Raw genomic sequence first — 23366 nt, 5'->3', positions numbered from 1 at the left:
GATAAAAACCCACCTTTTAAAGCATAGTAAATGAATTTGCTTATTAAATCCGCAACAATTATTGATCCTAACTCACCCTTTAATCAACAGGTTGTTGATATTTTAATTGAGAAAGGAGTGATCAGCAAAATAGCCCCCGGACTGGAAGCCGATGCGGAATTAGTAGAAGCAGAAGGTAAATACGTATCTCCCGGTTTTTTTGATCTGAACTGTAATGTTGGTGAGCTTGGCCTTGAAACAAAAGAAGATCTGCATACGGGTACCGCCGCTGCGGCTGCCGGTGGCTTTACAGGGATAGCCCTAATGCCAAATACTATTCCGCCGGTACATTCAAAAGCCGAGATAGAATATTTAATGAACCGGGCCAAAAGGAATTTGGTTGATGTGTATCCGTTGGGCGCCATATCACACAAGCGCGAAGGCAAAGACCTGGCCGAAATGTATGATATGTTTTTAAGCGGAGCCAAAGCATTTACTGATGGTAACAGGCCCGTACAGGACGCAGGGCTTATGGAACGGGCCTTATTATATGCACAAGGCTTTGATGCGCTGATACTATCATATCCGGAAGATACTGCTATAGCAGGAAAAGCAAAAGTTAATGAGGGCGAGATAAGCACACTGTTGGGCATGAAAGGGATCCCGCCATTGGCAGAAGAGCTAATGATTGCAAGGGACCTTTACCTTGCCGAGTATACAGGTTCACGCATTCATTTCACTACCATATCAACAACCCGCTCGGTTGAGCTGATCAGAGAAGCCAAACGGAAAGGCCTGGAAGTAACCTGCGATGTTGCCGCACATCATTTGGTGCTTACGGATGAGGCGCTTATGGGCTTCGACAGCCTTTATAAGGTTAAACCGCCATTACGTACCCGCGATGACGTAAATTCTTTGCTGAAAGGCCTTAAAGACGGCACCATCGATGCTATAGTTTCACAGCATACCCCACATGAGGTAGAATTTAAAGATGTTGAATTTGAAATGGCCGAGTTTGGGATCATAGGCTTGCAAACAGCGCTTACCCTTGCACTGAAAGCAGGGCTGGACCTTGAGCTCATCATTCAAAAACTTGCGGTGAATCCCCGTGAAATATTAAATGTTGATGCAGCGATTATTGCTGAAGGACAAGATGCCAACCTGGTGTTGTTTGACACGGACGAAGAATGGGAATACAACAAGAAAAATAACAGATCAAAATCATATAACTCGCCCTTTATAGGGCAGCACTTAAAAGGGAAAGTATTGTTAACCTGTAATAACAATCATCTGTATAAACAATAAAAACATGATAGACCAAAAAGTAGAAACAGCCATTGAAGCCGCTTTAACGGCTTTTTCGAAATATAGCAGCTTTAATGCTGCTCCATTTGCCGATGTACTTGGCGAAGTGTTTGATTCGGAAGAAGACTTTATGAGCAAAGTGGCCATGCTGGATGAAGTATTTGACGATTACCAGCAACTGGAAGCATTACGCGAAGTGTTTTTTGATTTGTTGATGATAAATTTCTTTAGCGCTGATGTTAAAAAGCTGGAAGAAGACTATTTAGATACACCCGAATGGGAAGCCATTGAAGAGGATACACTTGACAGGGGTACCGAGCTTTTAAACCTGCTGCTTTATTTAAATGAGTGTGAGGACGAAGAAATTGAACCCGGACTGGAAGATTACTTAAAAGAATTTTTATTAGTTGATGAGGATGAGTTTCAGGATGAATACAGGATCTATGAGCCGGTTATAGCGCACCAGGTTTTAATGGAAAGCCCGGTTGATGAAATCCATAAAGTAGCCGTAAAGCTTCCGGAAGATTCAGAATTGAAAGAATTATTTTACCCTATCATGTGCTTTTTTCAAAATACCGCTCCATCAACAGAAGTGAAAAATAACATAGCTGATAATGCAGTAGACAAGGAATTTGACATGGCTGTATTAGAAATATTGATCAGTTTCAGATAAGCTGTATAAACCCATTATAATAATGAATGATATTGAACAACGAATAAAAATAAACGGGGTTAAAAGCGGTTTACTATTAGGCCTTATCATAACCGGGCTTAGCATACTATCCTATTATTTTATTACATCAATTACAAAATCACCAGTACTCTTTGTAGCTGTCCCAATAATTTTCTCTGTATTTATACCCATCTTTTGTGTTGTATTCATCTGCTTTAATGCAAGGAAAAGCGTTGGAGGATATTGGACATTCAAACAGGCCACCACAGGTATATTTACAATGTTTTTAATTGCATACCTGGTGCAATTTATAGGTAAAAGTATAATTTTTGATAGGTTTGTTGAACCTAACGGTATTCAAAAAACACAAACTGCTGCGATAAATGCGAAGGCTGATATTTTAAAACAAAGGGGTAATGATCAAAAGATTATTGATAAAGATATAGCTGAGATGAAAAAGGATTTTACCCAACAGCAAAATACATCTGTAGGCAGTACTATCCAGGGAATAGTTATCTCTATCTTATTTATATTTCTTTTAGCGCTGATCTTTGGGTCGCTTTTTAAAAAGGACCCGCCTGAATACATCAATCCCAACCAATAATCACGAAAATTAATTACTTATCAATCAATGATTTTATATTCCATTTTGGAATTATTGTTTAATTTTATTAAAAAATAACCAAACCAATTCAAAATGGAAAATGTAAAACCAAGTTCAACCAATTTAGCATTTAAGTGGGCAATCATCAACGTGTTAACCTCAATTGTAATTACTTATGCCTTTCAATTTTTAAACATTGATCAAAACTCCCCGGCAAGATATTTAGCTTTCATCCCGTTTATTGTGTTTTTATTAATGGCACAAAAGGAATACCGGGATCAATTAGGAGGTTTTTTAACTTATGGCGAAGGGTTTATGGGGGGATTTTTATTTTCGATATTTGCAGGATTATTGGGTGCTATATTTATTTATGTTTACCTCACCTTTTTAAGCCCGCAAGTGTTTGAACAAAGTTTGGCTGATGCACAGACAAAAATGGAGAGTAAAGGTTTGTCAAGTGAACAGGTTGACAGCGCAATGGCTATCACCAAAAAATATGGAACCTTGTTTGGTGCTATCGGAGCAGTAATTGGTTCAATTTTTATAGGTGCAATTATTGCTTTGATAGGCGCTGCAATATTTAAAAAAGAACGTTCAATTTTAGATATTGAGCAAAGCAGCGATAATTATACAGATCCGGTTGTTTAGCGATTGCAATAAAGTTTATAATACAAAACCGGCCGTTTCGATTGAAGCGGCCGGTTTTGTATTTTTGGGTAATATATCTTATAGAAATCGATCGTCTTATTTTTTCACAATCTGCTTCACTATATCGTTGCCAAATACAAATACCATTAAGGTTATAAGTATTACAAAGCCAACTATCTGTGCGCGTTCTAAAAACTTATCACTAAGCGGCTTACCTTTTATCATTTCAATTACCAGGAATAATGCATGGCCGCCATCAAGCGCCGGGATAGGCAATAAATTGGTTAAAGCCAGTACCATTGATAAAAAGCCAACCAGGCTCCAGAAACGGATCCAGTCTATATGCGAACCAAACATGGTTGCAATAGCTACAGGGCCGCTAACAGCTTTGTTAAACTTAACTTCGCCCTTAAATACTTTACCAAGGCCTTTGGCATTATCAGTAAACGTACCCCATGCTTTTGTTGCGCCTACCGGCAATGAGCCAAAAAAACCATAGGTTAACCTTTTCTGCGGGGGAAGGTCAGCCTTAGGAAAAAATCCTAAAACACCAGAAAGGTCAATATGTGCATTTTTTTGATAAACGCTATCTCCACGTTTTATCGTTAATTGAACCTGCTTGTTTTTGTATTGCTGTAATTGTGCCTGCAATTCGTCAAAAAAAGCAATTTTGGTTGAATTAATGGCAACTATGCTATCACCTTTAAGTATACCGGCCTGTTGCGCCCCAGTTTTAGGGGAAACCGATTCAACTGAAAATTTAAACCGTGGTGCCCTGCTGATAAATTGCTCCATCCCCATATCAGAGAGATCATTTATCAAATTACCCGGAACTTTAACATGTAAAGTTTGGTCACCGCGTTGTACCGTCAGATCTGTATTGCCCAATATTACTTCGGTGCTGGTGAGCTCTTCAAAACGTACAACTGTTTTGCCGTTTATAGCCGTTATTTTGTCGCCGGGGAGCAAACCAATTCTTAAACCTATTTTTCCGGGTACAATACCGTATTGAACATCATTATTTGGCGTATAGCTTTCCCCATATTTGATGGTTAGTACCCAAAATATCAGGATTCCAAGGAATATATTTACAATTATGCCTCCAAGCATTACTATTAAGCGCTGCCATGCCGGTTTTGAACGGAACTCCCAGGGCTGCGGCGGACCTGCAAGTTGTTCAGTATCCATTGATTCATCAATCATACCGGCAATTTTCACATAGCCGCCAAGTGGTAGCCAGCCGATGCCATATTCAACACCTTTATAATTAAATTTAACAAGACTAAAGTTCCATGCATCAAAAAACAGGTAAAACTTTTCTACTTTAATTCCGAAAGCACGGGCAGCCAAAAAATGGCCAAGTTCATGAAGGATTACTAAAATAGACAGGCCCAGGATTAACTGGCCTACCATGATCACTATACTCATTTATATATTTATATTAAAATTGCAATGCTTTTAACGGCATTTGATGTATTAAATTTTGCGCAAAGATGCGTGTTTCTTTATCAGTATTCAAATAGTCGTCCAAATCAGGACTCTTCTTAAAGGCAATGTGTTGCATACATTGTTCAATTACTTCACTCATAGCTAAAAAGCCAATGCTTTTGTTTAAAAAACCAGCAACGGCAACCTCATTTGCGGCATTAATTATGCAAGGCATATTGCCACCCTGTTTTAATGCTTCATATGCTAAAGCTAAATTACGGAATGTTTCCAAATCTGGTTTTTCAAACGTAAGATTTGGGTAACTTAAAAAGTCAAACCGTTTAAAATCGTTTTTTACCCGCTTAGGATAGGTAAGCGCATATTGTATGGGCAGTTTCATGTCGGGCAAACCCATTTGCGCCTTTATAGATCCGTCCTGAAACTGTACCATTGAATGGATAATGGATTGAGGATGAACAATTACATCAATCTGACCGGCTTCCAAATCAAACAGCCACTTAGCTTCAATTACTTCAAGCCCTTTATTCATTAACGATGCAGAGTCAATAGTTATTTTAGCGCCCATTACCCAATTTGGATGCTTAAGGGCATCTTCGCGGGTAACATGCTCTAAAAACGACAAAGATTTGCTCCTGAACGGCCCACCGGATGCAGTCAATATGATCTTTTCTATCTTATTGTCTTCTTCACCCGCAAGGCACTGAAATATGGCCGAGTGCTCAGAATCTACAGGCAAGATCTTAACGTCATGTTTTTTGGCGAGTCCCGTAACCAACTCACCTGCTACAACAAGGGTTTCTTTATTTGCTAACGCGATGTCTTTTCCGGCTTTTATTGCTGCAATAGTTGGTTCAAGCCCGGAAAAACCAACCATAGCTGTTAACACAATATGAATATCGGGATGGGTAACTGTGTCTATAATGGCTTTAATCCCGCCTAATACTTTTACAGTAGTATTTTCAAGTGCATCTTTTACATATTGATATTTGCTTTGATCACAGATAACAACATATTCCGGGTCAAATTGCAGTGCTTGTGCAATTAACAGATCAGCATTACTTTGGGCTGTTAGCAAATAAGCCCTGAAAAGTTCAGGATTATTGCCAATAACCTCAAGGGATTGCGTACCGATGCTGCCAGTGGAGCCTAATATGGCTATGTTTTTTTTATTACTCAATACTATATCTTTAATGTAATTGGATGTCATGCTGAAGCACTCGAAGCACGCGGACAAAGGCCGCTCCGCTCACCCTTCGAATGTCTGCCAATGACATCCCTTTTGTTTAGTTTTTATTTATATATTCTTTCAACTCATCTGCAATCTTCCTGTCATTTGAGAGCCTTGGCACTTTATTCTGTCCGCCAAGTTTACCCTGCGATCGCATATAGTTTATAAAGGTATCTTTTTTAAGTGTTTGGATTACCAAAGGGTGCAAAATGTTACCCTTAATTAAGTCAAAATAGTAAATATTTTTTTGCTGCAATACCTTGTCTACCGCTAACGAAAAGGCTTCCAGGTCTTTAGGGGCTGTCCCAAACTCAACAAACCATTCATGATAAGGCAGTCCACCTTGTGGCGGGTTTACCTGCGGCGCAACTGTAAACTCAGTGATATCAACACCTTGCTCATTAGCTACGCTCATTAATGCTTGCTCAACCTCTTCCCCAATTACATGCTCGCCAAAAGCCGAGATATAATGTTTAATACGCCCGGTGACAACTATTTTATAGGGATCTTTTGATACAAACTTAATGGTGTCACCCAGGCTATAACCCCATAAACCGGCGCTGGTGTTAAGTATTAAAGCATAGTTTTTATCAAGTTCAATATCTTTTAAGCTGATTCTGGTTGGGCTTTCGTTAAAGTATTCATCAGTAGGGATAAACTCATAAAAGATCCCTGAATCCACCATCAGTAATAAACCTTTTTCCTTCTGCGAATCCTGGAAGGCAATAAAGCCTTCAGATGCCGGGTAGGTTTCAATCGAATCAATTTTAAAACCTATGCTTTCTTCCATACGCGCGCGGTAGGGCTCGTAGTTAACGCCGCCGTGTACAAACAATTTGAAGTTCGGGAAAATGTCTTTTATTTTTTTACCACCCGATACTGACGAAAGTCTGTCGAAATACATCTGGCACCAGGGCGGGATGCCCGAGATCAGGCGCATATCCTGGTTCCTGGTTTCTTCAACTATGGCATCTACCTTTTGCTCCCAGTCATCAATGCAATTAATCCCGTAGCTGGGCATGCGGTTTTTTTGCAGGTAAGCGGGTACATGGTGGGCAACAATACCCGAGAGCCTTCCGGTAGCAATGCCTGCTTTAACGTCAAGCACCGGGCTGCCCTGCAAAAAGATCAGTTTTCCATCAACAAAATCAGCATTGCCGGTTTCATGAATATAACTCAATAAGGCATTACGGGCAGCTTTAATATGCTCGGGCATACTCTCTTTTGAAATGGGGATATATTTAACACCCGATGTTGTGCCTGAGGTTTTTGAAAGATAAGCGGGCTTACCCGGCCACAACACATTTTCTTCGCCTTTGGTAATCCGGTCAATATATGGCCTTAGTTGTTCGTAATCGCGGATTGGTACATTTTTTTTGAAATCATCATAATTGCTGACCTGCCCAAAATGATGATCCTTACCAAAAGCAGTATGTTTTGCTTTGCCAATAAGTTGCCCTAACGTTTTTTGCTGAAGTGCTACTGCGTTTTTGCGGAGCTTGTTTAACCGGCTATTTACTATTGCGGCAAAAGGTTTGCTTAATGCTGCCTTTAATCCCATAATTAAAGCGTTTCGGTAATTTCATCGTCTACATCCAAATGGCTGTAAACCAGTTTGCGATAGGCCACTACTAAGAGAATGTTTACAAATGGTATAACAAATATCATTCCTATGCGGGTAAGTGAGCCTATTAACACCATCGCTTCAATTAACAAAAATAATAAAAAGTACTTAACGAAATTTCCTTTTATCAGGTTAAAACTTTGCGCGACCGATTCAAAAGGACCCGACTGATCATCAACGATAAAGCAGGCGCAAATGGGGAAATAGAAAAGAAAGAAAAACTGTATAAATAAAAAAATGCCTATCCCTAAAATACTCTGTACAATACCATCGCCCAGGTATTTTATTGCATTTGTCATAAATACGGCAAGTGTGCTTACAATAACCAATAAAATAATATAGCTAATCAGCATTTTTACTTTTGGTACAATATCGGCAAAATCAAAATCATAAAACTCCTTGTCAATAAGTTGAAAGATCAGCTTGATAAAACCTAAAAAGAGGAAGCTGATACCAATTAGTAAAAGTACAATACCTATTGACGTTAAAACTTCATCATTTAACAAGTTGTATATAACAAAACCCGAACCACCAACTATAACGAAGACGACCAAGGTATACACAGCAATAGTGGCAAAATTCTTTTTCAGAATATGCCATGCTATACTTAGTGTTTCGGTTACCGAAAATGGATGATACATATATAATTAAGACAATTTTAATATTATCCGTTTCCAAAAATCCTGCATAAAACCTAACCCGTAGGCTATTAACTGGATGAAGGAAGCTATTAAGCTCAAAAATGCAATTTTTGCTGACTTATTTTTAACCCAGGAGTGAAAAAATATCAACAAAATTATAAGCAACAACACAAAATTACATAACTGTGCTAATTGCCAGTTAAATATGTTTGCAATTAATGTAAATAATAATGACAGGGTAAATACTGCCGGGAAAAAATGTACCGCTTTAAGTTCGCCCGGGAAGAATTTGTAAACATTGATCCGCGCGCGCCCAAAAAAGTGGATCTGCTTATAAAATTGTAAAAAGTTAGTGCGTCGTTTATGATAAACTTTAGCCTCGGGTATCAGGCCGATCTTAAACCCCATAGAATGAATGCGGATACTGTACTCAATATCCTCACCAGAGCGGGTGATGATAAAACCTCCTGCTTTTTCCCATACCTGCCTGGAGATGCCCATATTAAAGCTGCGGGGATGAAATTGACCTATTCCTTTTTTATTACCACGAATGCCCCCGGTTGTAAATGGAGATGTCATGGAGTAACTTATGGCTTTTTGAACAGGGGTAAAAGAGGGGTGTGAAGCATCCGGGCCACCGTAGGCATCTAAAGGATTTACGGTAAGCGAATCGTTAACTATCTGTAAATAATCCTCAGGGATCAGGCAATCCGAATCGAAAATTATAAAATAATCGCCTTTGGCACGTTCAAAACCGTAGTTTCGGGTAAAACCCTGACCTTCATTTGGCTTCACAAAATATTTAACATCAAGCTTACCGGCAAAGCTTTTAACAATATCTGCAGCATCATCTTTCGAACCATCTTCAATCACTAAAACCTCAAACCGCTTATATGTTTGCAGCGTAAGGGTTTCCAGCAGTTCTTTTATCTCCTGCGGACGATTGTATAATGGTATGATGATGGAGAAAAACATGTTTTGTTAATGTGCGGATTATGGATGTGCGGATGTGCGGATGAAAAAGTAATGAAGAATAGATCGATCGATTTTTATTACTGCAAACATAAACAGCCAAATTAATTTTTTTAACATCAAGATATTTTTTCTCATCCGCACATTTGCATATTTGCACATTCGCACATCGATTTCGTTTTTCTCATCCGCACATTTGCATATCTGCAAATTCGCACATCAAATAACTTCCTCTACCTGGTATTTATTCCGTTCGTGGGCGCTGCGGGCTACCAGTTCGGCCACAAAGCCGGTTAAAAATAGTTGAGCACCTAATATTACGGCAACCAGGGCTATATAAAACAAGGGGTTATCAGTAGGCTGTCGTGGTTTTATGTTGTGAGCTAAGTTTGAAAGCTTTTCCCATATAATCCAAATTGCGCAGATCATACCTGCAAAAAAGCTCAAGGTACCCATTGTGCCAAAAAAGTGCATAGGGCGTTTGCCAAATTTGCCAACAAAAAATATCGACATTAAATCTAACAACCCGTTTATGAAACGGCTAATGCCAAATTTAGTTTTACCATATTTACGGGGCCTGTGTTCAACTATCTGTTCACCAATTTTACTAAAGCCTGCCCACTTGGCTATAACCGGGATGTACCGGTGCATTTCGCCATAAACCTCAATGTTTTTAACTACAGTTTTGCGGTAAGCTTTCAAACCACAGTTAAAATCGTGCAGGTTATGAATGCCCGACATACGGCGCGTTGCGGCATTAAATAATTTTGTTGGGATGGTTTTGCTTAATGGGTCATGCCTTTTTGCTTTCCAGCCTGAAATAAGATCATATTTCTCTTCTACAATGCGCCGGTAAAGTTCAGGGATCTCATCCGGGCTATCCTGCAGATCAGCATCCATGGTAATAATTACATCGCCATTTGCAGCCTCAAAGCCGGTATTTAAAGCCGCCGACTTGCCATAATTACGCCTGAACTTAATGCCTTTAATAAAGGGATTGCCTGTATTAAGCTTCCTGATCATTTCCCAGGAACCATCGTTGCTACCATCGTCTACAAGGATCACCTCGTAAGTAAAGCGGTTATCGTCCATCACGCTGCTTATCCATGAGGTAAGCTCGGGTAATGATTCTATTTCGTTGAAAAGCGGTACTACTACTGATATATCCATTTATTAGGGATGGGACCGGAGATAAGGTATCTTCCGTATCATCCGCAAAAATATAAAAAAGAGTTTAGTTTGATTACACTGATTGTTGAAATGATTGCACCGATTTGATTTTTATGATTGCGCCGGTTTGTTTCGGCTTCCGACTATTTAGGGATTATGTTAATAGAATTTTCAGTAGTTGCTCTATGATCTTCAATCTTGTGATTTTTATAAATTGTGGCTATCTTTGTAAAAATTAAAACGATGCAACGCCTTAATTATTTCTGCAATAAAAACTTTATGCGGCCCGTGGGTGCACAGCAGAAGAGGAGTGCATTAAATACGCCTTTCTAGTCCTGGTTTACATCAACCTGCAAAGACAAAATTATTATTTAGACATTAGACAGAAACTTAAGGGTTTACTTAACTGTGAACCTCAAGATATTATTAAGATTTTATGAACACCTATTATACAATTGAAGAAAAGTATTTACAGGCTACCGATAAGCTAAACTATGGCAAAACGCCTAAAGCTTTGCAGCTGCTAAATGAAATTGTAAGTAACGACCCTTTGTACGCCCGGGCGCATCATCAGCTTGGAAAAATATATTATTACGACTTAGAAGACTACCAAACAGCAGGTTATCATTTTAAAACCTGCATGGAGATTGAGCCTGCTTTTCCTGGTAATTATTTTCATTACCTGCACCTTGTTGTTTTTTTAAATATGGAAAAACAGGTAGCCCTTATTGCCGAAAAAGCTTTAATAACTCCGGGGGTTGATATTGCTGAAATATATGATTTGCTTGGCTTATCTGCAGAGAAAAACAGACACCTGGAAAAAGCACTAAAAGCCTATAACAAAGCCTTTGAAATAGTGACCGAAAAAAGCGACAGGGAAAAAATTGAGGATAGCATTAAACGTGTAACCGCCAAAATGCAGCTAAACAATGCATACCGGTATACTTTAGTGGAGTAAAGTGGTTTCACTGATTGAAAAAGATTACACCGATTTATTTTTTTACCGGTGTAATCGTCTTCCATAATTCAGTGAAATCAATTTATTTAGCTGCCCTAACCTTTTTTACTTCAACGGCGCTTATTGCACTTGCCTTATTACCAAAGCTTTTACGCACATATGTTAAAACATCGGCAATTTGCTGATCTTTTAAATCGCTATGCGGGGTCATCGTGTTTGAGTAGGTTTGGCCGTTTATCTCAACATCTTCATTAAAGCCATTCAACACAATTTTTATCAGCTTTGCTTTATCTCCTAATACATATGTTGTATTTATTAGTGGTGGATTAAGGTGCGGAACGCCTGTACCGCCAGCCATGTGGCAGCTTAAACAAATACTGGTGTAAATAATTTTACCCCTCGCCATGGCTGAACCTGGGCTAATACTTTTTTTAGCATGCCTTACCTGCGCATTTAAATTAAATACAAATAAGGATGCCGCTAATATTAAATAGATTATTTTAAACTTCATTATTTTTTGTAATTGATTTTGTAAAGTGTTCCTTTTTGATCGTCTGTTACATAAAGTGAACCATCCGGGCCTTGTGCCAATCCGCATGGGCGGTGAAGCGCTCCGTCGGGTGATTTGTTCGGGCCTGCAAAACCGTCAGCAAAAATTTCATATTTACCATCGGGCTTTCCATCTTTAAAAGGCTGAAACGCCACGCAGTAACCTTCCTGTGGTTCAGGTGCGCGGTTCCATGAGCCATGGAAAGCTATGAAAGCGCCATTTTTATATTTCTCGGGGAATTGATTGCCGGTATAAAATAATAAACCATCAGGGGCAAAGTGACCTGGGTAAGCCGCTGCAGGTTCCAGGTATTTGCTGTCTGCTTCTTTTTTACCATCGCCGCCATACTCAGGACCAACCATTTTTTTGTGTTGCATCCAGTCATAATATAAATATGGCCAGCCTGCATTATCACCTTTTTTCAGTGCAAACATACATTCTGCAGGCAAGTCGGCAGATTGCTTTGCAGTATATAAATTAGGATAAAGATCATGCAGGGCGTCGCGGCCATGCTGCATTACAAAAAGCTGGTTATCCTGCTGGTTCCAGTCAAGCCCAACCACATTTCTTAGTCCGGTGGCATAGTGGATGCCATCACTTTGTTTTTGATCAGGCTTGTCAGCTTTAAACTGCCAGATCCCGGCTGCATCCACTAAAACAGGGCAACCCTTTTTATCTTTATCATAATCGCTGCAAATGTTGGAGTAGGCGCCGATGTTAACATAAATATTGCCATCATTATCAAGCACAATAGATTTTGAATTATGCATCCGTTTATTTGTTAAACCAGTTACTATCGTTTCAGGCTTAGCCGGATCAATTACTTCATTTTTATCATTCAATTTATAGCGATAGATATCACTATTTGAAGATGCATAAAGGTATCCACCCTTAATTGCGATCCCGGTACCGCCATAATTAGCGAAACTTGATTTTTCTGTGGCTTTACTGCCATCTTCATGTAAAACTAAAATTCCCTTACCATTTTTGGCATCGGCTAAGTGAACATAAATATCATTTTGCGGGGTTACTACCAGGTGCCTCGCGCTACCTAAGTTTTCGGCTATTGCAGCAGCGCTAAAGCCAGTTGGCAAGGTTAAACCGGCATTGGCTGAAGGAGGGTTGCCAGTGTTTCCTGCAGTATTGGTACTATCGGCACTGGTGTTTTTAGTATCCGGACTTTTACATGCGTTAAATAGTATTAATCCTGCTACTGCAATCGCAGGCAATAGAAAGATAAATAATTTCTTCATTTTCATAAGAGTTAGTTTTAGTTGATCAAAGTTAAAATAAACAACTGTAAAATGGTAAACCTGTTTTGTAGAATTGGTGTGACAACATCCTTATAATAAGGGAAAACAATACTAATTATTTAATTAGCCGCCTTGTTGTTTGTTAAATAAAAGTTCAAATAATGAAATATAAAATATGGCTTGAACTGGAATATAGCGTTGTAAACAAAATTAAATCATTTGAAATCGATAATAATCAAAATTTAATTTTAAACATATACTGGGGTGTAATAGGTTATTTGATAACAATTAAACCATAGCCTGATTTTGCTGTCCTAGCTATATAAAAATTAACGATATGAAAAAATCATTAGCAGCAGATGAGAAAACAAGCTAATGATCTATTCATCACCAAAAAACAATTAGCACTATGAAAAAATTAGCAATATTATCAGCAATAGCATTAAGTGGCTTAATTTATAATACAGCAAATGCACAAATAAGGATTCGTGTAGGTTTAAATTTTGAGCCTCGTCCTGTAATTTATACCCGCGTTCCGGTACTGGTTCAACAGCGGGTTTATGACCAACCAGAACAAGTTTATGACGATAGTAACGATGATGATTACTATTACCTGCCTGATGTTGACGCTTATTATAATGTTAACGCACAAAGCTATTACTATTATAACGGTGATAACTGGATAACCTGTGCATATTTACCCGGCACATACCGTAATTACAGTTGGAGAAGCGGACGCCGGTTTGCAATACGTGAGCACCGCCCGTTTATTCGCAATGACTATTACAGATCAAGATATAATGGCCGTGAAGTAGCTGAATGGAGACATTTTAATAACAACAACCATTATGGCGGTTATGGCGGCGGCTATACCCGTAATAATCATTTTGATCGTGATGCTTACCGTAGAAATGATAATCATTTTGATAATCGTGGTGGTAATTATAACAGGGGGAATCATTATGGAAACAGTGGGCAGGGTAGCTTCGACCAGTCAGGTCAAAACAATGGCGGACGTTATGATGGACGGGGCAGGTCTGCCAGGCCATCAACCCAAAACTGGGATAACAGGGGAGGTAATGAGCACTTTGCCGGTAATTCACGACCAATCGGTATGTCGCATAGGCAGGCCAGGTATTAACACGGTTTAAGGATTTGAAAGATTAGTAAGGTTTTTGGCAATCAACTTGCGAAGTTTTTAAAGCTTCGTAAGTTTTCTTTTTCTTTCTTTATCTTGTTAATCCTTTAAATTCTTAAATCGTATTAAATTATTTGCCGGGCAAGCTCCTCAATCCAGCTGCCTAAATAAGGTTCAGTACCCGCAAGACGAATCCATTTATCATCATCATCTTTGGCAATGATGAGATGGAGGCTGTTGTCGATCGATTCAAATTTATAAGCATCTGGAAATCCATCAAAATCAATTTTTTTTACTATTCCATCAACCGGCGAATCAGAACCTGTAAGTATTGCTGCAAATTGTTGTTTCATAATTAGTTTATAAGTGTATCATGTATAACTTTATTTAATTCAAATTGTGTGTCACAATTGGGTTATTATCCGTTTATGATGCAGATGGTATTTGACAAGGTTATGCCATTAACTATTATATCTATCTTTACAAAGTGGAAAATATCAGGCCCGATTCTAAAATACTTGTTGAGATAGTACAAACAAAAATGCCTTTTGGCAAATATAAAGGCACTTTGATAAGTGATATACCTATATCGTACCTGGAATGGATGCACAACAAAGGTTTTCCGCCCGGAAAGTTAGGTATGATGCTGGCTACCGTTTATGAGATAAAGATCAATGGGCTGACCGATATTATTTTTAAAGTGAAGAGGGCGGTGAGGGGTTGATTAAGTTGGATTGAGTTTATTAGGTTGATTGAGTTGGCCTAAATTGAGGCATTGATATGAAAGTTATTAATTGTTGTAAGGTTTTTTTAATTTTTTACGACAGACTATCAAAAGCTCATTCAACATAATCTAACTCAATCAACTTTACTCAACAATGACCATCCAACCAACAAGCACTAACGTATATTTACTTATTAACTTTAAAATTGTATGAAACGAATTATTTTATATGCAGCCGCAGTATTATTATTTGCCGGCTGTGTTAATGGCCAGCCAGGGAGCGGCAAGGAATTTGCAAATTTACCAAAGCCTGCAGCAGACGAGGAAGTAGCCACATTTGGCGGAGGCTGTTTTTGGAGCATGAGCGAGGCGATGTCAGAGCTTAAAGGCGTAAACAAGGTAGTTTCCGGTTATGCGGGCGGTACAACTAAAAACCCAAGTTACGAGGATGTAAGCTCCCAGCAAACAGGGCATGCTGAAAGTGTGCAGGTTTATTATGATCCTAAAGTGATCAGCTATGCAACTTTGGCAAATGCGTTCTTTTTTGCGCACGACCCAACAGAGCTGAACCGCCAGGGGCCGGATGAAGGAACTGATTATCGTTCAATAGCATTTTATCGTACGCCCGAAGAAAAGAATATTTTACAGGCTACTATAAAAAAGATAAATGAAAGCAAGCATTACCCTGCTGCAATTGTAACCCAGGTAGTGCAGTATAAGGTATTTTATCCCGCCGAGAAATATCACCAGGGTTATTACAGGCTTAACCAGGGCAGTTCATACATTGCCAACGTATCAGTGCCGAAAGTTTTGAAATTCAGGAAAGCAGAAAAAGCTGAGTTAAAACCGGAGTTTCAGAAGTAAGTGTCAGAGATTAGAGGCTGGAGATCAGAGATCAGTTGGTATCTTAAATTTAACTGGTCTCTAATCTCTAATTAACTAATCCTCTCAACTAATCCTCAGCAATTGCCCTCAGCATCAAAGCACCAACAGTTACATTGGTACGGCTATCAATAATTATGGCGCCGCCGTTAGCTTTGTTATTCTGATAAAGATCAAAGGCTAATGGCTCGGCCGTTTTGAGGATGACGCGGCCGATGTCATTCAGCTTAAAATCTTCATTAAATTCTTTTTCAAGGGTATTGATGTTCACCTTATAAAGGATCTCCCGGATCTTGCAGCGGGTTACTTTGCTATTATGCTGTATAAAATAAGTAAGCGTAGGATCCAAAGCGCGGGTATCCATCCAGCACAGATCGGCCTCAATCAGTTGTGAAACTTCTGGCTGGTATCCTGTATTTACCAAAATATCTCCGCGACTAATATCAATCTCGTCTTTTAAATGAATAGTAACAGACATGCCTGCAAAAGCTTCAGATGGCTCTTTATCAAGCAACTCTATTTTTTCAATAGTTGAGTGAAAGCCAGATGGTAACACAGTTACCTTATCGTTTACTTTAAATGATCCGCTTGAAACACGGCCTGCATAGCCGCGATAATCATGCAGTTCTTCGGTTTGCGGCCTCACAACCCATTGAACAGGGAAACGTGCATGTGCAGTGCTGTCATCAACCTTTATTTCAATGGTTTCTAAAAATGGCAACAGGCTCTTGCCTTCGTACCATTTCATGTTTGATGACGCATGAACAATATTATCGCCTTTTAAGGCACTTACAGGGATATATTTTACATTTTTTAGTCCAACTTTGTAAGCAAGCGCCTTATAATCATTTACAATGGTTTCATAGGTTGCTTCACTATATTGAACCATATCCATTTTGTTAATACAAACTACCACTTGCTGAATACCCAATAAAGAAACCAGGTAAGAGTGGCGGATAGTTTGCTCAATAACACCTTTACGGGCATCAACCAAAATAATAGCAAGGTTTGCGTTTGAAGCACCAGTAACCATATTGCGGGTATATTGTATATGGCCCGGGGTGTCGGCAATAATGAATTTACGTTTGTCTGTTTGAAAGTACTTATAGGCAACATCAATAGTAATACCTTGCTCACGTTCGGCTTTCAAACCGTCGGTTAAAATGGCAAGATCGATGCTTCCATCATCATTTTTACGGTTTGAACGATGCAATGCCTCTAACTGATCGGCTAAAATAGATTCACTATCATAAAGCAGTCTCCCTATAAGGGTACTTTTACCATCATCAACACTGCCTGCTGTTATAAATTTTAATATATCCATTGTATTATTTCGGAATTCGGATGTTCGATTTCGGATTTATTTTTCTTGATTTGAAATTTGTCTTTGATTTGGAATTCGATTTTCAATTTAAGTTGATTTAGTAAATTATATTACCACTCTTTAAATCCGAAATCGAACATCCGAAATCAGACATTAAAAATATCCGCCTTTTTTACGGTCTTCCATGGCGGCTTCGCTTACTTTATCGTCCATGCGGGCACCTCGCTCGCTAATTTTCGATTCGCTTATCTCATCGATAATATCATCAATCTGGTAGGCGTACGATTCTACAGCTGCAGTACAAGTCATATCGCCTACGGTACGGAATCGCACGTTGCGTTTTTCAATAATATCTTCATCATCCATATTTAAAAATGGAGATGCGGCCATCAACTGTCCATTGCGGGTAATTACCTCGCGCTCATGTGCAAAGTAGATAGATGGCAATTCAATCTTTTCCCTGCGAATGTAGTTCCAAACATCAAGCTCGGTCCAGTTGCTGATAGGGAACACCCTAACGTTTTCTCCTTTATGGATCTTGCCGTTAAAAATATTCCAAAGCTCGGGGCGCTGGCGTTTTGGGTCCCACTGGCCAAACTCATCCCTTACAGAAAAAATACGTTCTTTTGCCCTGGCTTTTTCCTCGTCCCGGCGGGCGCCACCGATACAGGCGTCGAAACCATGTTTAGCAATGGTATCAAGAAGGGTAACCGTTTGCAGTGCATTCCTACTGGCATTTTTACCTTTTTGCTCAACCACTTTACCTTCGTCAATTGAATCCTGCACATGGCCAATGATCAGCTTTTCGCCAATGCGTTTGATCATTTTATCACGGTATTCAATGGTTTCGATAAAGTTATGGCCGGTATCAATGTGTACCAATGGGAAGGGAAATTTTCCTGGCCTGAACGCTTTTTCTGCCAGGCGTACCAATGTAATAGAATCTTTTCCACCCGAAAACAGCAGGGCAGGTTTTTCAAACTGACCGGCTACCTCACGCAGAATATAAATGGCTTCTGCCTCCAACTCATCCAAATAATCTAACTGATGTTTACTCATTTTTCAATAACTTCATTAACCCCATGTAATCCACACTCTTTTTTACTCTGGTCTTCCCACCACCATCTGCCTGCCCTGAAATCTTCGCCCGGTTGAACAGCTCTTGTGCATGGAGCGCAACCAATGCTTGGGAACCCCCTGTCATGCAGGGTGTTGTAAGGTATGTTGTATTTTTTAATATATTCTTTTACTTCGTCTAAAGTCCAGCTATAAATAGGGTGAAATTTTACAAGATTATTTTGGTCATCCCATTCCACATTTTCCATAAAATGCCGGTTTTTCGATTGCTCTGCACGGATCCCTGTTATCCAGCATTTATTACCTGCCAGAGCCCGCTTTAATGGCTCTATTTTACGGATCCCGCAACATTCCTTACGATTTTCAACAGACTCGTAAAAGCTGCTTGGCCCTTTTGTGCTCACCATTTGTTCAACCAGTTGGGTTTGCGGATAGTAAGCATGTACAGGCTTTCCGTAAATCTCCATAGTGCGGTTCCAAACATAATAAGTTTCAGGAAACAGCCTTCCTGTCTCGAGCGTAAAAACTTTAATGGGCAGGTTATTGGCAAATATCATGTGTGTTATCACCTGGTCTTCCCAGCCAAAACTAGTTGAAAAAACTATTTCATCATGAAAAATGTCAGACAAAAGCGTTAATGCTTCCACCGGGTTAAGTCCTGTTATTTCCTGCTTTATATGTTCTGCCAGCTTGCTCATCTTATTATAAAACCTTAGTTATAAAGGCCACTATACTTTTTATACTTATTATTATTACTATCACCGCCACCGCAATCATAATGGCCTTTGCCGAAATACGGTTCGAGATCTTTGCTGCAATAGGTGATGCTACGGCACTCCCTATTACCAGGCCGGCAACCGCTTCCCAATGGTTGCTGTTTAGCATAGTAATAAACGTTATAGAGCTCATCAGAGCTATAAAAAACCTTGATAATTTAACCGTTCCTAACGAAAAACGGGGATGTCTGCCACCGGCAATTAGAGTTGATAATACGATTGAACCCCAGCCGCCGCCGCCAACCGCATCAATAAAACCACCACCCAAACCCAGTAAGGGGATCTTTTTTATTTTTTCGTGCGATTTTTTAACACCGGTTTTAAATGCTTTTGAAAGAATAACAAAACCAAGTATTAAGGTATACAAGGATACAAACGGTTTTGTATACCGACTATAATGCTCTAACGATGAAAGTAAGTAGGCACCTGTTACCGCACCTATAATTCCCGGAATCAGCAGCATTTTAAAAAGTTTCCAATTGATGTTACCCATGCGGTAATGCATCCAGCCGGCAATTCCGTTGCTCATTATCTCTGATAAATGCACACCCATGCTTGCCGAAGCAGGGGGGATGCCCATTGATAAAGAAAACGTTGTTGACGTTACTCCGTATGACATACCTATGGCTCCATCAATTAGGGCAAAAACAAAACCTGCTCCCAAAAAGTAATAAAAAATTGGGTTAATTGTTTGTGCATACGTCCGGAAACCAGGCTCGTTAAACCATAAAGCGGTAACGGCAATTACCAGGGATAAAATAATTGTACCCCATATCAGCCATATAAAATTCTTTTTCTCAGCTGCTTTAGGCGCAACCAGTACCGAAGTTACTTTATTTAATTTACGCACCTTGTAAGCAAAGTCGCCATTGAGCGAGTTACGCAGTTTGCTCATTTGCTGCAAGGTAGTATCCAGTTCATCAGGCAATCCTTCATTTAAAACCTCTTTAATGCGCTTAGCAATAGTTGGAGATTTTCCGTTTGTTGAGATGGCAATTTTCAAGTCACCTTTTTGAACAATAGAGCCAAGATAAAAATCGCAAAGCTCAGGTTTATCGGCAACATTTATAAGCAATTTCCTGTCATGTGCCGATTGCCTGATAAAATTATTTAATTCACTATCGTTAGTAGCCGCAATTACCAGGTCGGCGTTGTCCAGGTCATTATCAGAAAAAGATTTTTGCACAATCTTCAGGTCTCTATATTCAGAAGCCAGCACATGTATCTGCGGCAAAATTTCCAAAGCAATAACAGTCACAGTCGCATCCGGACTATTGTGCAGTATGGCTGTCAGTTTTTCTAAACCAACATTACCGGCTCCAATAAGTACCGTATGCAAATCATTCAGTTTTAAAAATACGGGAAACAACGGGTTGCCTATTGTACTTTCATCCTGAACGGTTAACCTGCTATTCTTCGGCAATAATGTCATAAAACTCTTTAATAGGTTGATATGCCGGATGTAAAGATACTACTTCGCCAAAAACAATTAAGGCGGGAGATGTGATCTTCTTCTCTTCTACAACTTCAACAATAGTATCTACTATACCAATAGCAACTTTTTCGTCTTTGGTGGTTCCGCTTTGAATTACGGCAACCGGCAGTTTGTTTTTGCCTTCTTTTTTAAAGATAGCAGTAATTTCTTCCAGTTTATGGATCCCCATTAAAACAACAACGGTAGCGTTGGTACGGGCAGCTTCATAAACATCATTTGAAACATTTCCACTGGCAGTAGTACCTGTCACTACCCAAAAGCTTTCGCTTAAGCCGCGGTGTGTTACCGGGATCTGCTGCATGCCCGGAACGCCAATTGAGCTGGAAATGCCAGGTATAACCTGCGCCGGAATGCTGTATGAGGCTGCATAATCCAATTCTTCAAAACCGCGCCCAAAAACAAATGGGTCGCCGCCTTTAAGCCTGACTACATGCCCATAGTTAATAGCATAGTCAATCATCAGCTTATTAACCGCGTCCTGCGAGTAGGAGTGATCGCCGGAACGCTTGCCTACATATACTCTCACAGCATGTGCGGGTGCAAAATCCAGTAGTTCTTCGTTAACCAATGCATCATATAAAACAACATCAGCAGTTTGCAACGCTTTAACTCCTTTAAGGGTTATCAGCTCTGTATCACCGGGGCCGGCGCCAACAAGTGTAATACGTGGTTCGTTTATATTTTTCCCTGTGGATGTTGTAATCATGACTGTACCAATTCCTCTCTTTTTATTTTAACGGTATTTAAAAATTCGCCAGCTTGCTGCAAATATGCAGTTGCAAACGCTTCTGATGGTTCATTTTTATTGATCTGTAATACCAGGTCACTAAAACTGCCATCTATTTGTATTTCGCCGGTGCTTATATAGTTATTATCAAATTCCTTTATAACGCCTGTCTGTGTGCTGGTATTAATGCTTTTATCAAGCAATAATGCCTTGGCAGAACTTATAAATGTGTTATAAGCATGGTAGATGGCATCGGCCCACCTGCCGTCGGCAAATGCTTCATTGGCCCATCCAAATTTTTCGTCAGACTCATAAAGCAAAGTTGCTACAAGGTCGATAATAACCCCGGCACACTCGCCAACACCAATAGCGGTTGCAAAAGTTTCCTGGTGGCCCCAATCAACAAATTCATCTTCGGTTAGGGTAGTCAAATCAGCAAGCGGTTTTAATAACTGATAAAAATAATCCTTCGTTTTCCTGTCGTAATAGGCGTGGAAGGTCTCATCGGGTAGGGCATTCACTTTATAATCATCAAGCACAGCCCTTAAAACATGCGTTGCACGTTTAGCCGGAACCTTTATTACTTTTTCAGCCGCACGGCCAACGCCATCGCCAACGGTGCCGCCGCCTAAAAGTACTTGTACAGATGGTAATACTTTAACTCCGGCTTTTAATGAGCTGCCATGAAAACCAATGTGTGCCAAACCATGCTGACCGCATGAGTTCATACAACCGCTTATTTTTATTTTTATTTCACGATTATATATCAGGTCTTCATATTCGTTATAGATCACATCTTCCAGCACGCGCGAAAGTGTCATGCTGTTTGAAATTCCCAGGTTACAGGTATCAGTACCGGGACACGTGGTTACATCAGCAATGCTATCAAAACCCGGTGCAGACAGATCTAACTCAGTTAAGCCATTATATAATACAGGCAACGCTTCTTTCCGGACGTATTTGAGCAACAAGCCCTGGTTTTGAGTTATGCGGATCTCATTGGCTACCAATGGCTCAAGCAAGGCAACCAGCTTACGGGCCTTATCAGAAGGGATATCACCTACAGGTACTTTTATGTATACGCCGTAAAAACCTGGTTGTTTTTGTTCAAACACATTAGTTATGAGCCATTGTTCATACCGCAATGGATTATTTATAGTAACATCATTAAAGGTTGATTCTGCGGGGATGGACGGCTCAGTTAAAGCATGCCTGTTAACTACATATCTTTTTACTTTTAATGCTGTCCTTTCTGCTTCGGCCAATGTCAACACTTCTGTTAATCCTATTTTCTGAATAAGGTATTTTAAACGGGCCTTATTGCGGTTGTTGCGTTCGCCATGTCGATCAAAAACACGGATTATAGCTTCTATATAAGGGATCAGTTCGTCCTCCGGTAAAAAATCCTCAACAATACTCGCCAGTAATGGCTGTGCACCTAAACCACCACCAAGCATTACTTTAAAGCCACGTTCACCAGCTGCGTTTATTTTAGGAATTACACCAATATCATGGATATACGAAAAAGCAGTATCCGCTTCACTTGACGAAAAAGCGATCTTGAATTTACGCCCCATTTCCTGGCAAACCGGGTTGCGCAAAAAATATTCGAATGTAGCGTGCGCGTAAGGCGATACATCAAAAGGCTCAAGCGGGTCAATACCTGCAGTAGGCGAGGCGGTAACGTTTCTTACCGTGTTGCCGCAAGCTTCGCGCAGGGTAATATCATCCTGCTCCAATTCGGCCCATAATTGCGGCGTACGGTCAAGACTTACATAGTGGATCTGGATATCCTGGCGGGTGGTTAAATGGAGGTTGTGACTTGCATACTTGTCAGAAATATCGGCAATGCGCAGCAGTTGTTTAAAAGTTACTTTACCAAAAGGAAGCTTAATGCGTACCATTTGCACACCCGGCTGCCTTTGCCCATAAATGCCACGCGCTAAACGCAGACTCCTGAATTTTTCGTCGTGGATCTTACCTTCGCGAAAAGCCCTGATCTTTTTTTCAAGATCGATGATGTCTTTTTCAACTACCGGGTTCTCCAATTCGGTTCGAAAGCTTTGCATAATACTGTTATTAGTTTTGTAGTATAAAAAAACCCCTTTGGCTTGGGCTAAAGAGGCTTATATTTTAAATATAAATAGCAATAAGCCCTATTAATTGCCG

General features: G+C 39.8%; 23 protein-coding genes. 8 read left to right on the top strand and 15 right to left on the bottom strand.

Translation table 11 applies throughout. The features are described from left to right. Window positions 1–30: 30 nt before the first annotated feature. The 4 genes from JWQ54_RS04545 (at window position 31) to JWQ54_RS04530 (ending at window position 3209) form a co-directional block, all read left to right on the top strand. Window positions 31–1284 carry a dihydroorotase family protein gene (locus JWQ54_RS04545; RefSeq protein ID WP_299580882.1) on the top strand — a complete coding sequence of 418 codons (1254 nt, stop codon included), beginning with the start codon at window positions 31–33 and terminating at the stop codon, window positions 1282–1284. 4 nt (window positions 1285–1288) lie between these two features. Then, window positions 1289–1957: a hypothetical protein gene (locus JWQ54_RS04540; protein ID WP_299580879.1), complete on the top strand. Its 669-nt coding sequence runs from the start codon at window positions 1289–1291 to the stop codon at window positions 1955–1957. Between the two features lie 22 nt (window positions 1958–1979). Beyond that, window positions 1980–2561 carry a DUF4199 domain-containing protein gene (locus JWQ54_RS04535; protein WP_299580876.1) on the top strand — a complete coding sequence of 194 codons (582 nt, stop codon included), beginning with the start codon at window positions 1980–1982 and terminating at the stop codon, window positions 2559–2561. 93 nt (window positions 2562–2654) lie between these two features. After that, window positions 2655–3209 carry a DUF4199 domain-containing protein gene (locus tag JWQ54_RS04530; protein WP_299580873.1) on the top strand — a complete coding sequence of 185 codons (555 nt, stop codon included), beginning with the start codon at window positions 2655–2657 and terminating at the stop codon, window positions 3207–3209. Window positions 3210–3305: 96 nt separating this feature from the next. Here the strand turns inward: JWQ54_RS04530 and rseP are convergent, their stop codons facing one another. The 6 genes from rseP to JWQ54_RS04500 form a co-directional block, all read right to left on the bottom strand. After that, window positions 3306–4637: an RIP metalloprotease RseP gene (rseP, locus tag JWQ54_RS04525; RefSeq protein ID WP_299580870.1), complete on the bottom strand. Its 1332-nt coding sequence runs from the start codon at window positions 4635–4637 to the stop codon at window positions 3306–3308. A 13-nt stretch (window positions 4638–4650) separates the two neighbouring features. Then, on the bottom strand, window positions 4651–5865 hold the full coding sequence (locus JWQ54_RS04520; RefSeq protein WP_299580867.1) for a 1-deoxy-D-xylulose-5-phosphate reductoisomerase: 1215 nt from the start codon (window positions 5863–5865) through the stop codon (window positions 4651–4653). Between the two features lie 76 nt (window positions 5866–5941). Beyond that, entirely contained in the window at window positions 5942–7447 is a 1506-nt protein-coding gene (locus JWQ54_RS04515; RefSeq protein ID WP_299580864.1) for a GH3 auxin-responsive promoter family protein, read from the bottom strand. Window positions 7448–7449: 2 nt separating this feature from the next. After that, window positions 7450–8151 (bottom strand): hypothetical protein, encoded by a 702-nt coding sequence (locus JWQ54_RS04510; RefSeq protein WP_299580861.1) that lies wholly within the window; start codon window positions 8149–8151, stop codon window positions 7450–7452. Window positions 8152–8157: 6 nt separating this feature from the next. After that, window positions 8158–9126 carry a glycosyltransferase gene (locus tag JWQ54_RS04505; RefSeq protein WP_299580858.1) on the bottom strand — a complete coding sequence of 323 codons (969 nt, stop codon included), beginning with the start codon at window positions 9124–9126 and terminating at the stop codon, window positions 8158–8160. Window positions 9127–9342: 216 nt separating this feature from the next. Continuing rightward, window positions 9343–10293 (bottom strand): glycosyltransferase family 2 protein, encoded by a 951-nt coding sequence (locus JWQ54_RS04500; RefSeq protein WP_299580855.1) that lies wholly within the window; start codon window positions 10291–10293, stop codon window positions 9343–9345. 436 nt (window positions 10294–10729) lie between these two features. Here JWQ54_RS04500 and JWQ54_RS04495 point away from each other — a divergent pair, with 436 nt between their 5' ends. Then, window positions 10730–11251, top strand: coding sequence for a hypothetical protein (locus JWQ54_RS04495; RefSeq protein ID WP_299580852.1), 522 nt, complete (start codon window positions 10730–10732; stop codon window positions 11249–11251). A gap of 82 nt (window positions 11252–11333) precedes the next feature. Here the strand turns inward: JWQ54_RS04495 and JWQ54_RS04490 are convergent, their stop codons facing one another. Both JWQ54_RS04490 and JWQ54_RS04485 read right to left on the bottom strand, forming a co-directional pair. After that, complete coding sequence (locus JWQ54_RS04490; protein WP_299580849.1) at window positions 11334–11762, bottom strand: cytochrome c; 429 nt, start codon at window positions 11760–11762, stop codon at window positions 11334–11336. Then, window positions 11762–13054 carry a PQQ-dependent sugar dehydrogenase gene (locus JWQ54_RS04485; RefSeq protein WP_299580846.1) on the bottom strand — a complete coding sequence of 431 codons (1293 nt, stop codon included), beginning with the start codon at window positions 13052–13054 and terminating at the stop codon, window positions 11762–11764. Before JWQ54_RS04485 ends, JWQ54_RS04490 begins: the two co-directional genes overlap by 1 nt. Before the next feature lie 409 nt (window positions 13055–13463). Between JWQ54_RS04485 and JWQ54_RS04480 the strand changes: the two genes are divergently transcribed. Next, window positions 13464–14195, top strand: coding sequence for a hypothetical protein (locus JWQ54_RS04480; protein ID WP_299580843.1), 732 nt, complete (start codon window positions 13464–13466; stop codon window positions 14193–14195). A gap of 122 nt (window positions 14196–14317) precedes the next feature. Here the strand turns inward: JWQ54_RS04480 and JWQ54_RS04475 are convergent, their stop codons facing one another. Further along, window positions 14318–14545 (bottom strand): hypothetical protein, encoded by a 228-nt coding sequence (locus tag JWQ54_RS04475; protein ID WP_299580840.1) that lies wholly within the window; start codon window positions 14543–14545, stop codon window positions 14318–14320. Window positions 14546–14679: 134 nt separating this feature from the next. On the opposite strand from JWQ54_RS04475, the gene JWQ54_RS04470 reads away from it, so the two are divergent. Next, window positions 14680–14916, top strand: coding sequence for a DUF3820 family protein (locus JWQ54_RS04470; protein ID WP_299580837.1), 237 nt, complete (start codon window positions 14680–14682; stop codon window positions 14914–14916). A 210-nt stretch (window positions 14917–15126) separates the two neighbouring features. Continuing rightward, complete coding sequence (gene msrA / locus JWQ54_RS04465; RefSeq protein ID WP_299580834.1) at window positions 15127–15780, top strand: peptide-methionine (S)-S-oxide reductase MsrA; 654 nt, start codon at window positions 15127–15129, stop codon at window positions 15778–15780. An 88-nt stretch (window positions 15781–15868) separates the two neighbouring features. Here the strand turns inward: msrA and JWQ54_RS04460 are convergent, their stop codons facing one another. The 6 genes from JWQ54_RS04460 to JWQ54_RS04435 form a co-directional block, all read right to left on the bottom strand. Continuing rightward, window positions 15869–17122: a GTP-binding protein gene (locus JWQ54_RS04460; RefSeq protein WP_299580831.1), complete on the bottom strand. Its 1254-nt coding sequence runs from the start codon at window positions 17120–17122 to the stop codon at window positions 15869–15871. 153 nt (window positions 17123–17275) lie between these two features. Further along, window positions 17276–18181, bottom strand: coding sequence for a sulfate adenylyltransferase subunit CysD (cysD, locus tag JWQ54_RS04455; protein WP_299580829.1), 906 nt, complete (start codon window positions 18179–18181; stop codon window positions 17276–17278). Beyond that, entirely contained in the window at window positions 18178–18897 is a 720-nt protein-coding gene (locus JWQ54_RS04450) for a phosphoadenylyl-sulfate reductase (RefSeq protein ID WP_299580827.1), read from the bottom strand. Before JWQ54_RS04450 ends, cysD begins: the two co-directional genes overlap by 4 nt. A gap of 4 nt (window positions 18898–18901) precedes the next feature. Next, window positions 18902–20407, bottom strand: a complete 1506-nt coding sequence (locus JWQ54_RS04445) for a TSUP family transporter (protein ID WP_299580824.1) — start codon at window positions 20405–20407, stop codon at window positions 18902–18904. Next, window positions 20385–21176: a uroporphyrinogen-III C-methyltransferase gene (cobA, locus tag JWQ54_RS04440; protein ID WP_299580821.1), complete on the bottom strand. Its 792-nt coding sequence runs from the start codon at window positions 21174–21176 to the stop codon at window positions 20385–20387. The genes JWQ54_RS04445 and cobA overlap by 23 nt, the downstream gene beginning before the upstream one ends. Continuing rightward, the gene (locus tag JWQ54_RS04435) at window positions 21173–23266 is read right to left on the bottom strand and encodes a nitrite reductase (RefSeq protein WP_299580818.1); all 2094 of its coding nucleotides are present in this window, start codon (window positions 23264–23266) and stop codon (window positions 21173–21175) included. The genes cobA and JWQ54_RS04435 overlap by 4 nt, the downstream gene beginning before the upstream one ends. Window positions 23267–23366: the final 100 nt, after the last annotated feature.

The sequence above is a fragment of the Mucilaginibacter sp. genome (assembly GCF_028288225.1).
Taxonomy (GTDB): domain Bacteria; phylum Bacteroidota; class Bacteroidia; order Sphingobacteriales; family Sphingobacteriaceae; genus Mucilaginibacter.
Note: the sequence above shows the minus strand (reverse complement) of the source record. Positions and strands in the feature narration are given on the sequence as shown.

Excerpts from the sequence above, each read along its gene's own strand:
- JWQ54_RS04545 (WP_299580882.1), top strand. The coding sequence starts at position 31 with ATGAATTTGCTTATTAAATCCGCAACAATTATTGATCCTAACTCACCC.
- JWQ54_RS04540 (WP_299580879.1), top strand. The coding sequence starts at position 1,289 with ATGATAGACCAAAAAGTAGAAACAGCCATTGAAGCCGCTTTAACGGCT.
- JWQ54_RS04535 (WP_299580876.1), top strand. The coding sequence starts at position 1,980 with ATGAATGATATTGAACAACGAATAAAAATAAACGGGGTTAAAAGCGGT.
- JWQ54_RS04530 (WP_299580873.1), top strand. The coding sequence starts at position 2,655 with ATGGAAAATGTAAAACCAAGTTCAACCAATTTAGCATTTAAGTGGGCA.
- rseP (WP_299580870.1), bottom strand. The coding sequence starts at position 4,637 with ATGAGTATAGTGATCATGGTAGGCCAGTTAATCCTGGGCCTGTCTATT.
- JWQ54_RS04520 (WP_299580867.1), bottom strand. The coding sequence starts at position 5,865 with ATGACATCCAATTACATTAAAGATATAGTATTGAGTAATAAAAAAAAC.
- JWQ54_RS04515 (WP_299580864.1), bottom strand. The coding sequence starts at position 7,447 with ATGGGATTAAAGGCAGCATTAAGCAAACCTTTTGCCGCAATAGTAAAT.
- JWQ54_RS04510 (WP_299580861.1), bottom strand. The coding sequence starts at position 8,151 with ATGTATCATCCATTTTCGGTAACCGAAACACTAAGTATAGCATGGCAT.
- JWQ54_RS04505 (WP_299580858.1), bottom strand. The coding sequence starts at position 9,126 with ATGTTTTTCTCCATCATCATACCATTATACAATCGTCCGCAGGAGATA.
- JWQ54_RS04500 (WP_299580855.1), bottom strand. The coding sequence starts at position 10,293 with ATGGATATATCAGTAGTAGTACCGCTTTTCAACGAAATAGAATCATTA.
- JWQ54_RS04495 (WP_299580852.1), top strand. The coding sequence starts at position 10,730 with ATGAACACCTATTATACAATTGAAGAAAAGTATTTACAGGCTACCGAT.
- JWQ54_RS04490 (WP_299580849.1), bottom strand. The coding sequence starts at position 11,762 with ATGAAGTTTAAAATAATCTATTTAATATTAGCGGCATCCTTATTTGTA.
- JWQ54_RS04485 (WP_299580846.1), bottom strand. The coding sequence starts at position 13,054 with ATGAAGAAATTATTTATCTTTCTATTGCCTGCGATTGCAGTAGCAGGA.
- JWQ54_RS04480 (WP_299580843.1), top strand. The coding sequence starts at position 13,464 with ATGAAAAAATTAGCAATATTATCAGCAATAGCATTAAGTGGCTTAATT.
- JWQ54_RS04475 (WP_299580840.1), bottom strand. The coding sequence starts at position 14,545 with ATGAAACAACAATTTGCAGCAATACTTACAGGTTCTGATTCGCCGGTT.
- msrA (WP_299580834.1), top strand. The coding sequence starts at position 15,127 with ATGAAACGAATTATTTTATATGCAGCCGCAGTATTATTATTTGCCGGC.
- JWQ54_RS04460 (WP_299580831.1), bottom strand. The coding sequence starts at position 17,122 with ATGGATATATTAAAATTTATAACAGCAGGCAGTGTTGATGATGGTAAA.
- cysD (WP_299580829.1), bottom strand. The coding sequence starts at position 18,181 with ATGAGTAAACATCAGTTAGATTATTTGGATGAGTTGGAGGCAGAAGCC.
- JWQ54_RS04450 (WP_299580827.1), bottom strand. The coding sequence starts at position 18,897 with ATGAGCAAGCTGGCAGAACATATAAAGCAGGAAATAACAGGACTTAAC.
- JWQ54_RS04445 (WP_299580824.1), bottom strand. The coding sequence starts at position 20,407 with ATGACATTATTGCCGAAGAATAGCAGGTTAACCGTTCAGGATGAAAGT.
- cobA (WP_299580821.1), bottom strand. The coding sequence starts at position 21,176 with ATGATTACAACATCCACAGGGAAAAATATAAACGAACCACGTATTACA.
- JWQ54_RS04435 (WP_299580818.1), bottom strand. The coding sequence starts at position 23,266 with ATGCAAAGCTTTCGAACCGAATTGGAGAACCCGGTAGTTGAAAAAGAC.